The organism is Aliivibrio friggae (assembly GCF_057368515.1).
Genome location: NZ_CM170648.1, coordinates 318,972 through 335,192 on the forward strand (window position 1 = coordinate 318,972; position 16,221 = coordinate 335,192).

Consider the following 16,221-nt stretch of genomic DNA (forward strand, 5'->3'; position numbering starts at 1 on the left):
TTTATCCTTAAAGTCTAATTGTCATACCGTCACTCAATGAATGTCGATACGCTTGAATTGCTGGAATGACACCAATAATAAAACCAGAGCACAGAACAAGAGCTAACAGTTTTAATTCGTATAAGCTTGGTAAGGTAAGTTCAATGGCGATACCATAATATTGCTGGATGATAGGCTGCAATATAGATAAAGAAAGGTATAAACCGAGTAGGCCTACGATGATCCCAAAGGTTGTTATTACGACCGCTTCACTAATAAGTAGGGCAAAAATGTGTTTAGGTTGAGCTCCCATTGATCTTAGGATCGCCATTTCTCGTCGCCTTTCTTGTAGGCTGGTTAATAAGCTAGTGAGCATTCCCATTAAGCCTGCAATGACAACAAAAACAGAGACGGCCAATAAAGCTTGCTCTGCCATCGACATCATTCCCCATAATTCATGTAATGCAATGCCTGGAAGAATGGCACTTAGTGGCTCTTTACTATAATCATTAATATAGCGTTGTAGCGCAAATGTTTGAATTTTTGAGTTAAGCCCTAGCATGAACGCGGTAATTGCTTTAGGTTCAAATTGATGCTGTTCCAATATTTCTGCATCTGGTGTATTTCCTAAATGAGCACCACTTTCCCAGCCAACATGTATAGCTTCTATTGCACCTAAAGAGACATGTAAGGTTTTGTCTACTGGTGTTCCTGTCGGTGCTAAGATACCAGTGACAGTAAAGGGTAAATTATCATGACGAGTAAAAGACTGATCACTAATTCCATGAGCGATAACCAATTTATCACCGAGTTGGTAGTTCAGTTTATTTGCGACATCGGCACCGAGAACAACATCAAATAAATGTGAGAATGGTTTACCTTCTTTAAAGGTTAATGGTTGTTTTTTTCCGTATTGATAAAAACGAAAATAATCTTGATTAGTTCCCATGACTCTAAAGCCTTTATGGGAATCACCTAGAGAGATTGGAATTGACCATTTTACTGATTTTTGATTGCTGATCTCTTGATAGCTTTTCCAGTCAATATTGTTGGTGGCATTACCAATGCGAAAAACAGAATAAAGCAGTAGGTTGACCTGGCCTGAACGGGCACCAACAATTAAGTCGGTATTCGAAATAGTATTGGCAAAGCTTGTCTTTGCTTGTGTTCTAATTCGTTCAACTCCCATTAATAACATGACAGAAATAGCGATAGTTAATACCGTTAATATGACCGTCGTTTTTCGGTTTCTTAGGCTTTTCCATGCTAACTGAGCAATACCAATCACAGCGTATCTCCTGCATTATTTAATGTTCTTAAATCAATACAACGATCAAAAAGAGACTCCAAACTTGGGTCATGACTCACAAAAAGTAATCCTGCACCACTGCTTTCACATTCCTCCATTAAGAGCTGAATAAAAGCAAAGCGAGTTTCGTGATCTAATGCTGAGGTAGGTTCGTCTGCAATGATCAGTTTAGGTTTACCAATGAATGCTCTTGCTGCTGCGACTCGTTGTTGTTGACCGATACTTAAGTCAGTAATTGGTTTACTAAAGTGAGAACTTGGCAATTGAAGTTGATTTAGTAGGCGCTCTGCTTCTTTTATTAGTTCTGGCTTTGAGAACTCTTTTTTTGATGAAAACTGGTATGGCAAAATAACATTATCAATAACAGAAAGATAAGGCAGTAAATTAAATTGTTGAAAAATATAACCAATATTATCTGCTCTAAATCGGTCTCGTTGATTTGAGGTCAATTGATTGATATCAGTACCATTAATACTCACCGTTCCTTCTGTAGGGGACAAGATCCCAGTAAGCAGGCTAAGTAAAGTAGATTTACCACTGCCACTAGGGCCTTTGATAAATACTTTTGTTCCTTGTTGTTGCTGATAGCTTGATATATCAAGTGTTCGCTCTGTTTGATTTGGCCAGCAAAAAGTCAGGTTTGATAATTCAATAATATTCATAAAAATTATGACGGTGTTGCCACCGTCATACCTAAATTATAGAGCTAAAACTGCTTTTTTAGCGGTTAACGTTGCTGCTTTCTGTCCTGAGTTACCTAAATACTGAACTGTCATTTTTTGAGTATGAGAAAATACACTAAACCACTGTGTTTCTATTTGATTTAATTCCGACATTGTTTCGCAATGATATTCATATTGAGCAGTAAATTCACCATGTTCACCTTGATGAGAATCATCATCATGATGGTCATGGTCATGGTCATCGTGGTCTTCGCTTTTCATATTATGAGAAACATGTATATCCGAAACTTCACAGTTGGCAGACTCAGGTAGAGAGAAAATTGCATTTGGCTTTTTTAGTTTAGCAATAGCTTGCTCTAATAACTGTTCTTGTTCTTTGTTTTTAGGGGCGTGTTCAAATCCTACAACATCAGAGCCAGGAGCTGTGATTTCAAAAAGTAAATGTTCGCCATCTTGAGCTATATTGGTTTCAACTACACCATGAACGTGTGCGTCGTGTTGACGATGCTCTGAGTGTTCAGAATGCTCTGAATGATCGTGTCCATCATGATCGTCATGGTGATCAGCGGCATAAGTCATTAGTGGTACTGAAAATAATGTAGTAGAGATGATTAGTCGTAGTGCATTTTTTTTGTTACAGATAAGCATAATGGCTTCCTATTATCTAAGAGTTATAAATGTGATGTAATTTATTAATGTTAGACGATAGAGAGGGGAGGTGCTCGCGAGTGAACGGTAATTGAAAACGGAGAGCTATTTTCTACAGTAGAGAATTCAAAATGAATAATAACTTGAGGAATAATAGAGGGAGGGCTGACATGAATAACAAGACCAGAGCCAATAGAATGAAATAATTGACAGTGGTGGTGTTCATGATGTTGTGTGTTGGAATCAATTTGATGATAAGCAACCAAGACACTAAATAGCGCTAGAGTAATTGCTAAACTCCAATTTAACCAACGCTGTTTAGTAAAAAAGTACGATTGCATTGTACCACCCGAAAGAAACTTGAGTGGTAAATGTAATAATATAACAATTTATAAGCAAGGCATTTATTTATAGCTGAGCGTGAATTAAGCTAATGACTTGTTTTATTTCATCAGAAGTTAGTTTGCCTTCTTTTACAAAAAGTACATTCCCTTTTTTATCTTGGACAATGATTGCAGAGCTTTCAGGCTGAAGATCCCAAGCTGTAGCTACCTTGCCATTTTCATCAAGAACCATCGATGACCATGAAAATTCTTTTTTGCTTTCCTCAGCAGAAGATTTTACAAACCCACCAGTACCCCAAATAGAATCGTCTTGATTAATAATTGTTGTAGTTTGATATTTTGATTCAGGGAACTTTTCTAAGGTAATGGCACTCATAAGATCAGCGTTCATTGCTTTAGCACCACTTCGACCAGCAATGGCCTGTAATACTCGAACTTTCCCTTTTAATTGTTCACTGTTCCAATTTTGGTATACAGCAGCATCGTTGGCGTAAGTAATTTCACCATATTGTTCAACAGAGACTGAAGGAACGCTTTTGTTTAATGAAATGTTGTGAGCAAAAGAAAGTGATGGTAGTAGGCAAGCGCTAAGGGTAAGTAGTTTTACTATTTTCATTTTTATTATCCTTGGAAATGAGTGTTTGTAGTGTAGTGCAGAGCTTAATAAAAAGCGATTCGACCAGTAGAAAGTGTGCAGTTGCTAATTGTTGCTAAAAAGTAAAATCCAACTTGAGGCATACTGTTTTGTATTCTATAATGTTAATCAAATGTTTCGAACGCATTTTTTAGATAAAACATAATAATAAAATCAGTATGTTTTGATGGACTATGAATGAACACCTTATATGGATTATTGAGGTAATGGCTATGTTTAGAAATTTTAAGGCTTATCGACCACTTCAAGTGGCTCGTTTTGTAAAAACGTTATTTAAAGGGCAGATTCACATTGAAGGTATTGGATCTTTTGAATTTGATGAAGGCAAACTATTGATGCCAAATAAAGAAAATAGAAAAATGTTATCGGTGATGAGTGAAGTGAATCAACATATTCGTCAACTTTCAGCAATGCCAGCTTAAGCAGATTAAATTAAGAGGTGCTCGTTATGAGCACCTTTTTTATTATAAGAAGCACACACCAGTACCACCTAATCCACAGTAACCATTGGGATTTTTAGCTAAGTACTGCTGATGATACTCTTCGGCAAAATAGAAAGGTTTTGCTGGTATTATTTCAGTGGTTATAGGATCTGTAATACCTTGTTTTTCTAATGCCTTTTGATATTGCTGTTGTGTTTTTTGGGCTATTTGCAGTTGTTGGTTTGAATGTGTATAAATTACCGAACGATACTGTGTACCAATATCATTACCTTGGCGCATTCCTTGAGTGGGATTATGGCTTTGCCAAAAAGAATGCAATAGTGTCTCAAGTGAGATAAGGGTAGGGTCAAATACAATTTTTACTACTTCGACGTGGTTTGTCGTTCCAGTACAAACTTCTTTATAGTTTGGGTTTGGTTGTTCTCCACCGGTATATCCTACTGCGGTTGAATACACGCCAGATAATTGCCAAAACAATCGTTCAGCTCCCCAAAAGCACCCCATACCGAAATAGATAACCTCATGATTTAAAGGTACCGTTTCTAAATCAACATGTGAAAGAAAGTGAGGTGATAATGTATTTTGTTTATTCATGGTCATGTCGCATCCTTCAACTGAGTCATTTGGAAGACTTTTACCTTGTGCTACTCTACAAAGCGAGTAAATTACCATTACATAGAACGCATTCATGAATCAATAGAATAATTAATTAAGTATGACAAAGAAGTTACCCCTCTTATTGATGTGCTGCTTGACCTTTTTTTCAACAAGAGTGACAGCACAAACGGAACTAGAGATCGAGGGTTTAGAAGGATCTTTGCTGAGTAACGTCGAAGCGTATATTTCAGCCATACCAGAAGAGGAGTACTCAACTTCGCTTCGTTTCCAGTCTCGCCTTGAAAACAACACTCGTGATGCACTTAAAGCGTTAGGTTATTACCAGCCATTGATGAGTTTTTCTATTGAAGGTGAAAAAGGGGAGCACACCTTAGTGCTGACGGTTAATCCTGGAGAGCCTGTTTATATCTATGTCAGTGATATCTTGATCACCGGTGAAGCGAAAGATGATATTGATTTTATTAATGCGGTTGATAATTCAGGGTTAAATCTGGGGCAAGTGATTAATCATGGTAAATATGAAAGCTTAAAAAGCACTTTGCAAAATCTAGCATTAAGAAAAGGCTATTTTGATGGTGAGTTTACTCTAAGCCGCCTAGAGATTGCTCCTGGTCGTCATCAAGCTTTGGTGCGCTTGCATTATCAGAGTGGTCAACGTTACCATTTTGGTAAAACAAAAATTGATGGCAGCCAAATTGAAGAGAAACGCGTCCGTTCTATTATTCCTTTCAAAGAAGGAGACCCATACTTAGCAAGCCAAATTGGTCTACTAAACCAATCTTTATCTAATACGGAGTGGTTTTCTTCTGTTTATGTTGAGCCAGATCTTGAGGCTGTTGGGTCTAGTCGACAATTGCCAATGAATGTGCATTTATCCCCTCAGGTTCGAAACCAATTGGAAACCAGTATTGGTTACTCTACAGATGTCGGTGTTAGAGGTAAGGTCCGTTGGAAAAAACCATGGCTTAACGATTATGGACATAGTTTAGACACAGGCTTTTCTATTTCAAAGCCAGAACAAGAAGCAACTATATCCTATAAAATCCCTTTAGAGCAGGTACTTAAAGATTACTATATCGTTAAGTATGGTTTAAAGAATGTGGATAATAGAGATACAGACAGTTTAGAGTCAAATTTGGCCGTTGAAAGACACTGGGTATTTGATTCTGGTTGGCATAGAACGCTTTATACCCGTTTTCTTTATGAAGAATTTACCCAAGGTTCTCAAGATGGTACTGCAAGATTAATACTTCCTGGTGTGTCTTTTTCTAAAAGTCGTTCTCGTGGTGGCACTATGCCTATGTGGGGCGATAAAAAAGCATTTACTATTGAGGCGACCGATCAGGGCTTAACTTCTGATGTGAAATTACTTCGTATCTTAGCGCAAGGAGCTATTGTACGGAGCATTGGTGAAAATCATCGCGGAGTTGCAAGAGCTGAGATTGGAGCTATGTATACGGATGACTTCTACAAGCTGCCTCCTTCGATTCGATTTTTTGCTGGTGGTGATAATAGTGTTAGAGGTTATGGTTATGAAGAAATATCCCCTAAAGATGAAGAAGGCTATTTAACGGGTGGTCAATTTATGGCGACCAGCAGTGTAGAGTATCAATATCGAGTGGTTGGTAATTGGTGGTTGGCAACGTTTGTTGATTATGGTGATGCATGGATATCAACACCTGATTGGAAGATGGGAGCGGGTTTAGGTGTAAGATGGGCATCACCTGTTGGACCGGTACGACTTGATTTCGCTTGGGGACTTGATGCTGAGCCGGGAGATGAATTTAAAATACATTTCACTTTAGGGCCTGAAGTATGAGTTCTTTAGAAGAAAATCACGAGCAGAATATCGATAGTAAACAAAAGAAAAGCCGCCGTCTTAGTCGTCATTGTATTTGTTTAGCGCTTTTTTTACCGATGTTAGTTCTTGTGTTTCTCCTGTTGGTTGGAGCGATTGTTTTTACTAATCCAGGTTTAAAGCTTCTTGTATGGGGAGCGGAGAAAGCATTACCCTCTTTATATATAGATAAAGTAGAAGGCAGTTTATTGCCTGAGTTTTCTTTATCTGGAATATCTTACCAAGATAAAGCATTCATCAATGCTAAGATAAATAACTTGCATGTTGCCTCTACTCCCAAATGTTTAATACAACCAGCGCTTTGTATTGATGATATATCGATTGATGGTTTGAAATTAAACTTACCAGAGTTACCTGAAACTCAAGCGACAGAAGAGCCTGAGCCAGCGGAGCAAAAGCTGTTATCTATTCCCATCCCTATTAATGTAACGAATATTAGTTTGAATAACATTGATATGAATATTTTAGGTAATCATATTCAATGGCGCTCATTTAGTACTGGTGTAAAACTACATCATAGTGATTTGATAATAACTCCGCTTGCTTGGAAGAAGATAAGCGTTGAGTTAGCTAAGTCAGCAGTTCCTCAGGAACCACCTGAAAAGTTATCAGAAGAAAAACCAGCATCAAGAATAGTACTTCCTTCGGTTTATATCCCTCTGAATATTAGTATTGAGCAATTTGCCTTACGAGACTTTACCCTTAAACAAGAGACTCCAATTCAAGTTAACCAACTCGATTTTATTGCGAAGGTCAGAGAGCATAACGTTCATATAAAAGATTTTTATTTAGATATGCCACAAGCAACTTTAACGATGAATAATGATATCGAACTTGATGGTGATTATCCGTTAACGCTAGATGCCAGCCTAAAAGTCAAAGATACGGAATTAAAAGGCCATACAGTTATATTGGATGCAAAGGGAAGTGTTGCTGATCTGACTGCTTCACTTCAATTGAGTGGTGGGTTGCAGGCTCATGTTAATACAAGGATAAAACCATTAGAACCGACACTTCCATTCGATATTAAAATTTCAAAAGGTGATGTTTATTGGCCGTTAAGCGGTGATAAAACGATAACGACATTAATACCAAACTTCAGAGCTAAAGGTGACTTAAACCAATATCAATTTTCAAGCTCTCTATATATAGAGGGAAAAGGGATCCCGCAAACGGATATTCGTCTTGAAGGTAAAGGTGATATGGGCTCTGTAAATTTATATGATTTACTTATTGATACCTTGGGCGGACAGATTTCAGGTAAAGCTGAAGTTGATTGGCGATCGCTGGTGCAATGGAAAGGGGATATCAATCTTCAAAATATTCAGCCAGGACTTGAGTGGGAAGCCGCAGAAGGAAATATTAGTGGAAGAATTGTCACTAGTGGCTCGCTTACAAAGAAAGGTGGCTGGAATGCGTTAATACCAAATATCGATATTAACGGTATCTTTAGAAAGTACCCACTAGATATCAATGGTTCTCTCTTTGCTCATGATGAGGATGGTAAGGGAGATATAAACATCAACATTCCAAGTTTAGAGTTACATCATGGTGATAATGGTATTGAAATCTCTGGTGGCGTGAATAAAGAGTTGAACTTGGATGTAGATGTTAACTTCCCGGAGTTGTCTGATAGTGTTCCTGACTTACATGGCAAGTTATTCGGTGATATTGAATTAACCGGAAAATTAACAGAGCCAAAGATAGATCTTGATATAGATGCACTTGGATTAAAGTGGGACAAAGAAGCTACATTAAAAAAAGCCTCGATTAAGGGCTATGTGGTTCCAATGCCAAAGCTGAATGCAGACCTTAGTATTGATTTAACTAAAGGCAAATATAAAAAACAGTTGCTTGAGGCTCTAAATATTAAGTTTAGTGGCAAAGAAGAAAATCACCGCTTGAGCGTAAATTTGGATTCCAACGTTGTTGATTCATACCTAGTCATTGATGGTGCTCTAAATAGAAAGAAAGGTTGGAAAGGTGAGTTATCAAAAGCGGAAGTTAAAACAGAGATTGGTCCATGGAAATTAGATAAAAAAGCAGCACTGGCCTATGACATTCAGACATCAGAAGCATTTATTCAAGCAAACTGTTGGAGCCAAGGAGCCACCTCTATTTGCTTGAATAAAGATTTATTAGCGGGTAAGTCAGGAACGGTTGATTTAAGCATTAATCATTTTGAATTTAGTAAGCTAAAAAACTTTTTACCAGAAGAAACGACAATTAATGGTGAAGCGAATCTAAATGTTATTGCAAAATGGGAGAAGCAAAAGGCTCCTTACGTTAAAGCAACTCTGTATTTACCAACAGGGAGTGTCCAACAGCAGATGGAACAACCGCTTATTATTGGTTGGGATGATATTAACGTTAATGCTGAAATGAAAAATGATGAGCTCAATGCCGATTGGCTCATTGCATTGACCGATAATGGTCAATTAAAAGGACAAGCTGTCATTGATGATTTGACTGGAAAGAAAACAATAAAAGCGACCTCTAATATAGAGGAGCTTTCATTATCTATGTTTCAACCAGTATTAGGTGAATACAGTCAACTTCAAGGCTTCATTAATTCAAGGATTAATTTTTCAGGACCGATACTGCACCCTAAGTCAGTCGGTGACCTTGAGATTAGTAAAGTAATAGTAAAAGGGGAGGTGTCTCCTGTTGATGTTGATAATGGTGACTTTAAAATCAAGTTGAATGGTTATGATGGAGAGCTTGTTTCTAAGATAACGACCCCTGATGGTGATTTACATATTAATGGTTCAGCTGATTGGCGTGATTTGAAAAATTGGAAAGCAGGACTTGATGTTTTTGGTAATGAACTTCAAGTAAACGTCCCACCAATGGTCAAATTGAAAGTTAAGCCAGATATGAAGATCCGCATCATTCCTACATTAGCGAAGATCACAGGCAGTATTGGTATTCCGTGGGGAAGAATTGTTGTGAACGATTTACCCGAAAGCGCAATCGGAGTATCAAAAGATGAAGTGATTTTAAATGATGACCTTCAGCCTGTGGAAACTGAAACTACGCTTCCAATGGATATAGAGACTGACATTAACATATCGATTGGTGATGATGTGCTTCTTTCAGCATTTGGTTTAGAAGCAGGATTGGTTGGCAAATTAAATGTAACCCAAAAGAATAAAGGTCCATTCATTACTGGAGAGGTAAACATTGAAGATGGTACTTATCGCTCTTTTGGACAAGATCTACAAATAAGAAAAGGGAAGATTCTATTTAATGGCCCTGCAGATCAACCTTATGTAGATATAGAGGCGATTCGAAATCCAGAGAATACTCAGGATGATGTGATAGCAGGAGTTAAAGTGAGTGGTCCTGCTGATACTCCTAGAGTTGAAATATTCTCATCTCCGTCTATGCCTCAAGCCAATGCTTTGTCTTATCTGTTAAGAGGACAGGATATAGATAGTGAATCTGGTGGTAATGCCATGACGACGACACTGATAGGCTTAAGTCTTGCGAAGAGTGGGAAGGTTGTTGGTGAAATAGGGCAAGCATTTGGTGTTCAAGACTTACAATTAGATACGGCAGGTTCCGGTGATGAGTCGCAAGTAACAATTAGTGGCTATATAGCGCCAGATCTCCAAGTTAAATATGGAGTCGGTATTTTTAATTCACTGGGTGAATTTACGCTAAGGTATCGAATTATTAGTGATCTCTATTTAGAGGCTATTTCTGGAGTAGACAATGCGGTTGATTTGATTTATCAATTTACATTTGATTAAAACAAAGTAATTGTGGATAACTTTGTGCACAAGCTGTGTCACAGGTAAGGGTAATAAAGTATAAGTTTTCTATCGTTTAAATAGCGCTCAAACGGAAAGAAAACATATAAAAAAACACATTTAAAGCTTGCTAATGTGATCGAACTCCCTATAATGCGACCTCACTGACACGGAGCGCTCAACCAAGAGCAGCAAAGGGTTGGTAGCAGGATGGTTTAGAAATTAAGTTTCAAATAAGTGCTTGACACTGAAACTTAAATCGATAAAATGGCCGTCCTCTTCACAGAAAAGCGAAAACGCTTTGAAAGTAGAAGAAAAGCTCTTTAACAATTTGAAACCTATTAATCTGTGTGGGCACTTGTGAATTGATAATCACTAGTTTGCTTTTACTTTTCGAAGTGAATTCAAACAAAATAATCAATGAACTGAGTGACTACACAAAATTACTTTTATGTAACAATCAGTATTAATCATTGAGCCGGTTTTGTTTCTGCTGAAACAAACCAAAAAACTTTAATTGAAGAGTTTGATCATGGCTCAGATTGAACGCTGGCGGCAGGCCTAACACATGCAAGTCGAGCGGTAACAGAAATTAGCTTGCTAATTTGCTGACGAGCGGCGGACGGGTGAGTAATGCCTGGGAATATGCCTTGATGTGGGGGATAACTATTGGAAACGATAGCTAATACCGCATAATGTCTTCGGACCAAAGAGGGGGATCTTCGGACCTCTCGCGTCAAGATTAGCCCAGGTGAGATTAGCTAGTTGGTGGGGTAAGAGCTCACCAAGGCGACGATCTCTAGCTGGTCTGAGAGGATGATCAGCCACACTGGAACTGAGACACGGTCCAGACTCCTACGGGAGGCAGCAGTGGGGAATATTGCACAATGGGCGAAAGCCTGATGCAGCCATGCCGCGTGTATGAAGAAGGCCTTCGGGTTGTAAAGTACTTTCAGTCGTGAGGAAGGGTGTGTAGTTAATAGCTGCATATCTTGACGTTAGCGACAGAAGAAGCACCGGCTAACTCCGTGCCAGCAGCCGCGGTAATACGGAGGGTGCGAGCGTTAATCGGAATTACTGGGCGTAAAGCGCATGCAGGTGGTTCATTAAGTCAGATGTGAAAGCCCGGGGCTCAACCTCGGAACCGCATTTGAAACTGGTGAACTAGAGTGCTGTAGAGGGGGGTAGAATTTCAGGTGTAGCGGTGAAATGCGTAGAGATCTGAAGGAATACCAGTGGCGAAGGCGGCCCCCTGGACAGACACTGACACTCAGATGCGAAAGCGTGGGGAGCAAACAGGATTAGATACCCTGGTAGTCCACGCCGTAAACGATGTCTACTTGGAGGTTGTGGCCTTGAGCCGTGGCTTTCGGAGCTAACGCGTTAAGTAGACCGCCTGGGGAGTACGGTCGCAAGATTAAAACTCAAATGAATTGACGGGGGCCCGCACAAGCGGTGGAGCATGTGGTTTAATTCGATGCAACGCGAAGAACCTTACCTACTCTTGACATCCAGAGAATTCGCTAGAGATAGCTTAGTGCCTTCGGGAGCTCTGAGACAGGTGCTGCATGGCTGTCGTCAGCTCGTGTTGTGAAATGTTGGGTTAAGTCCCGCAACGAGCGCAACCCTTATCCTTGTTTGCCAGCACGTAATGGTGGGAACTCCAGGGAGACTGCCGGTGATAAACCGGAGGAAGGTGGGGACGACGTCAAGTCATCATGGCCCTTACGAGTAGGGCTACACACGTGCTACAATGGCGCATACAGAGGGTTGCAAGCTAGCGATAGTGAGCGAATCCCAAAAAGTGCGTCGTAGTCCGGATCGGAGTCTGCAACTCGACTCCGTGAAGTCGGAATCGCTAGTAATCGTGAATCAGAATGTCACGGTGAATACGTTCCCGGGCCTTGTACACACCGCCCGTCACACCATGGGAGTGGGCTGCAAAAGAAGTGGGTAGTTTAACCTTCGGGAGGACGCTCACCACTTTGTGGTTCATGACTGGGGTGAAGTCGTAACAAGGTAGCCCTAGGGGAACCTGGGGCTGGATCACCTCCTTAAACGATAGATTACGATTTATGAGTGTTCACACAGATTGATTAGGTTTTAATAAGTTGAAGTGACAGAGCTTTAATTAATGATTTCGATTATTGATTAAAGCTTTTTGCTTTAAGCTCTTTAACAATTTGGAAAGCTGACTGATTTAACTGACTTACGAGTTAGATAAATCAAAATTTAAAAGTTCTTAATATCTTTTGTTTATCTTAGATAAACAAATTAAAAACACATTCAAGTGTTCTTGTATTTTGAATCCGGCGAAAAACCAGAACTCGCAATGACGAGTTCAACCTTGGTTGCTGTTTTGTCTTCACTTTGAAAAGTGAAAGCAAACGGTCCATACGAAACCTCTTGGGGTTGTATGGTTAAGTGACTAAGCGTACACGGTGGATGCCTTGGCAGTCAGAGGCGATGAAAGACGTATTAACTTGCGATAAGCGTAGATTAGGTAGTAAAAACCATTTGAGTCTACGATTTCTGAATGGGGAAACCCACTAGCATAAGCTAGTATCGCTGCGTGAATACATAGCGCAGCGAGGCAAACCGGGAGAACTGAAACATCTAAGTACCCCGAGGAAGAGAAATCAACCGAGATCCCGAAAGTAGCGGCGAGCGAAATTGGGTTAGCCCTTAAGCTTTTAATGAGACAGGTGAAGGCTCTGGAAAGTGCCGCGATACAAGGTGATAGCCCTGTAACCGACATCTCATCATCAGTGAAAACGAGTAAGGCGGGACACGTGATATCCTGTCTGAATATGGGGGGACCATCCTCCAAGGCTAAATACTACTGACTGACCGATAGTGAACCAGTACCGTGAGGGAAAGGCGAAAAGAACCCCTGTGAGGGGAGTGAAATAGAACCTGAAACCGTGTACGTACAAGCAGTAGGAGCATACTTGTTATGTGACTGCGTACCTTTTGTATAATGGGTCAGCGACTTATATTCAGTGGCAAGGTTAACCGTTTAGGGGAGCCGTAGGGAAACCGAGTCTTAACTGGGCGTTCAGTCTCTGGATATAGACCCGAAACCAAGTGATCTAGCCATGGGCAGGTTGAAGGTTGAGTAACATCAACTGGAGGACCGAACCGACTAATGTTGAAAAATTAGCGGATGACTTGTGGCTAGGGGTGAAAGGCCAATCAAACTTGGAGATAGCTGGTTCTCCCCGAAATCTATTTAGGTAGAGCCTCGGACGAATACTACTGGGGGTAGAGCACTGTTAAGGCTAGGGGGTCATCCCGACTTACCAACCCTTTGCAAACTCCGAATACCAGTAAGTACTATCCGGGAGACACACGGCGGGTGCTAACGTCCGTCGTGGAGAGGGAAACAACCCAGACCGCCAGCTAAGGTCCCAAAGTTATAGCTAAGTGGGAAACGATGTGGGAAGGCTCAGACAGCCAGGATGTTGGCTTAGAAGCAGCCATCATTTAAAGAAAGCGTAATAGCTCACTGGTCGAGTCGGCCTGCGCGGAAGATGTAACGGGGCTAAGCTATACACCGAAGCTGCGGCAGTGCAATTTATTGTGCTGGGTAGGGGAGCGTTCTGTAAGCCGTTGAAGGTGGTCTGTAAGGGCTGCTGGAGGTATCAGAAGTGCGAATGCTGACATGAGTAACGATAAAGGGGGTGAAAAACCCCCTCGCCGGAAGACCAAGGGTTCCTGTCCAACGTTAATCGGGGCAGGGTAAGTCGACCCCTAAGGCGAGGCTGAAAAGCGTAGTCGATGGGAAACGGGTTAATATTCCCGTACTTCTTATAATTGCGATGGGGGGACGGAGAAGGCTAGGTAGGCTTGGCGACGGTCGTCCAAGTTCAAGTGCGTAGGCTAAGAGTTTAGGTAAATCCGGACTCTTGTTAGGCTGAGACACGATGTCGAGCACCTACGGGTGTGAAGCTATTGATGCCATACTTCCAGGAAAAGCCTCTAAGCTTCAGATTATAAGGAATCGTACCCCAAACCGACACAGGTGGTCGAGTAGAGAATACTAAGGCGCTTGAGAGAACTCGGGTGAAGGAACTAGGCAAAATGGTACCGTAACTTCGGGAGAAGGTACGCTCCTAGCGGTGATGAGACTTGCTCTCTAAGCTGCCGGGAGTCGCAGATACCAGGTGGCTGCAACTGTTTATTAAAAACATAGCACTGTGCTAAATCGTAAGATGACGTATACGGTGTGACGCCTGCCCGGTGCTTGAAGGTTAATTGATGGGGTTAGACTTCGGTCGAAGCTCTTGATCGAAGCCCAAGTAAACGGCGGCCGTAACTATAACGGTCCTAAGGTAGCGAAATTCCTTGTCGGGTAAGTTCCGACCTGCACGAATGGCGTAATGATGGCCACGCTGTCTCCACCCGAGACTCAGTGAAATTGAAATCGCTGTGAAGATGCAGTGTACCCGCGGCTAGACGGAAAGACCCCGTGAACCTTTACTACAGCTTGGCACTGAACATTGACCCTACATGTGTAGGATAGGTGGGAGCCTTTGAAACCAGTACGCTAGTATTGGTGGAGGCAATCTTGAAATACCACCCTTGTATGCTTGATGTTCTAACGTTGGTCCCTTATCGGGATTGCGGACAGTGCCTGGTGGGTAGTTTGACTGGGGCGGTCTCCTCCCAAAGAGTAACGGAGGAGCACGAAGGTGGGCTAAACACGGTTGGACATCGTGTGGTTAGTGCAATGGCATAAGCCCGCTTGACTGCGAGAATGACAATTCGAGCAGGTGCGAAAGCAGGTCATAGTGATCCGGTGGTTCTGAATGGAAGGGCCATCGCTCAACGGATAAAAGGTACTCCGGGGATAACAGGCTGATACCGCCCAAGAGTTCATATCGACGGCGGTGTTTGGCACCTCGATGTCGGCTCATCACATCCTGGGGCTGAAGTCGGTCCCAAGGGTATGGCTGTTCGCCATTTAAAGTGGTACGCGAGCTGGGTTTAGAACGTCGTGAGACAGTTCGGTCCCTATCTGCCGTGGGCGTTGGATGATTGAAAGGGGCTGCTCCTAGTACGAGAGGACCGGAGTGGACGAACCTCTGGTGTTCGGGTTGTTACGCCAGTAGCATTGCCCGGTAGCTAAGTTCGGGATCGATAAACGCTGAAAGCATCTAAGCGTGAAGCGAGCCTTGAGATGAGTCATCCCTGATACTTTAAGTATCCTAAAGGGTTGTTGAAGACTACGACGTTGATAGGCAGGGTGTGTAAGTGCTGCGAGGCATTGAGCTAACCTGTACTAATTGCCCGTGAGGCTTAACCATACAACACCCAAGGGGTTTTGAACGGATTTGAAGTTGCAAGAAACGTATTGAATGTGATTAAGAACACATACCAGCTTTCCAGATTATTATTTATCTCTTATTGAGGTAGATAGAAAGAATTTGCTTGGCGACCATAGCGTTATGGACCCACCTGATCCCATGCCGAACTCAGAAGTGAAACGTAATAGCGCCGATGGTAGTGTGGGGTTTCCCCATGTGAGAGTAGGACATCGCCAGGCTTGAATTTGAATAAGTGCCCGTTCAATAGAACGGGCTTTTATTTCGCTCCCAGTTTGTCACTGTGAGCCAAGTCAACATAACGTTTTTAAGTCTTTCATAAATAAATGAAAAAGTTGAAAATATTATCTTGACTTTCAAATCAGAAAGCGTATTATACGCAGCCTGAAGCGACGAAGCGGTAACGCTAAGTGGTTGAAAGACAAGCTCTTTAACAATTTAACCAAATCAATCTGTGTGGGCACTTGTGAGTTGATAATCACTAGTTTGCTTTTACTTTTCGAAGTGAATTCAAACAAAAATAATCAATGAACTGAGTGACTACACAAAATTACTTTTATGTAACAATCAGTATTAATCATTGAGCCGGTTTTGTTTCTGCT

Annotated in this window: 9 protein-coding genes and 3 rRNA genes; 6 read left to right on the plus strand and 6 right to left on the minus strand. The window is 41.3% G+C overall.

Annotated features, from left to right (window positions below):
* Positions 1-7: 7 nt before the first annotated feature.
* The 5 genes from AC2INI_RS01475 to AC2INI_RS01495 form a co-directional block, all read right to left on the minus strand.
* Positions 8-1,267, minus strand: coding sequence for an ABC transporter permease (locus tag AC2INI_RS01475; protein ID WP_122032929.1), 1,260 nt, complete (start codon positions 1,265-1,267; stop codon positions 8-10).
* Positions 1,264-1,950, minus strand: coding sequence for an ABC transporter ATP-binding protein (locus AC2INI_RS01480; RefSeq protein WP_122032930.1), 687 nt, complete (start codon positions 1,948-1,950; stop codon positions 1,264-1,266). Before AC2INI_RS01480 ends, AC2INI_RS01475 begins: the two co-directional genes overlap by 4 nt.
* A gap of 36 nt (positions 1,951-1,986) precedes the next feature.
* Entirely contained in the window at positions 1,987-2,619 is a 633-nt protein-coding gene (gene zrgA / locus AC2INI_RS01485; RefSeq protein WP_486305203.1) for a zinc uptake protein ZrgA, read from the minus strand.
* 50 nt (positions 2,620-2,669) lie between these two features.
* Positions 2,670-2,960 (minus strand): DUF2607 family protein, encoded by a 291-nt coding sequence (locus AC2INI_RS01490; protein ID WP_486305204.1) that lies wholly within the window; start codon positions 2,958-2,960, stop codon positions 2,670-2,672.
* Positions 2,961-3,027: 67 nt separating this feature from the next.
* Positions 3,028-3,579: a YtfJ family protein gene (locus AC2INI_RS01495; protein WP_122032933.1), complete on the minus strand. Its 552-nt coding sequence runs from the start codon at positions 3,577-3,579 to the stop codon at positions 3,028-3,030.
* Positions 3,580-3,830: 251 nt separating this feature from the next.
* Between AC2INI_RS01495 and AC2INI_RS01500 the strand changes: the two genes are divergently transcribed.
* Positions 3,831-4,040: a DUF1107 domain-containing protein gene (locus AC2INI_RS01500; protein WP_122032940.1), complete on the plus strand. Its 210-nt coding sequence runs from the start codon at positions 3,831-3,833 to the stop codon at positions 4,038-4,040.
* 42 nt (positions 4,041-4,082) lie between these two features.
* Here the strand turns inward: AC2INI_RS01500 and msrA are convergent, their stop codons facing one another.
* Positions 4,083-4,661, minus strand: coding sequence for a peptide-methionine (S)-S-oxide reductase MsrA (gene msrA / locus AC2INI_RS01505; RefSeq protein WP_486305205.1), 579 nt, complete (start codon positions 4,659-4,661; stop codon positions 4,083-4,085).
* Positions 4,662-4,776: 115 nt separating this feature from the next.
* Between msrA and tamA the strand changes: the two genes are divergently transcribed.
* From tamA to rrf, 5 genes are all read left to right on the plus strand, one after another.
* On the plus strand, positions 4,777-6,498 hold the full coding sequence (tamA, locus tag AC2INI_RS01510) for an autotransporter assembly complex protein TamA (RefSeq protein WP_486305206.1): 1,722 nt from the start codon (positions 4,777-4,779) through the stop codon (positions 6,496-6,498).
* Positions 6,495-10,292, plus strand: a complete 3,798-nt coding sequence (gene tamB / locus AC2INI_RS01515) for an autotransporter assembly complex protein TamB (protein ID WP_486305207.1) — start codon at positions 6,495-6,497, stop codon at positions 10,290-10,292. Before tamA ends, tamB begins: the two co-directional genes overlap by 4 nt.
* Before the next feature lie 514 nt (positions 10,293-10,806).
* A 16S ribosomal RNA gene (locus tag AC2INI_RS01520) occupies positions 10,807-12,349 on the plus strand.
* A 361-nt stretch (positions 12,350-12,710) separates the two neighbouring features.
* A 23S ribosomal RNA gene (locus AC2INI_RS01525) occupies positions 12,711-15,601 on the plus strand.
* Positions 15,602-15,724: 123 nt separating this feature from the next.
* Positions 15,725-15,840, plus strand: a 5S ribosomal RNA gene (gene rrf, locus AC2INI_RS01530).
* Together the 16S, 23S and 5S rRNA genes form the textbook arrangement of a ribosomal RNA operon.
* Positions 15,841-16,221 lie beyond the last annotated feature (381 nt).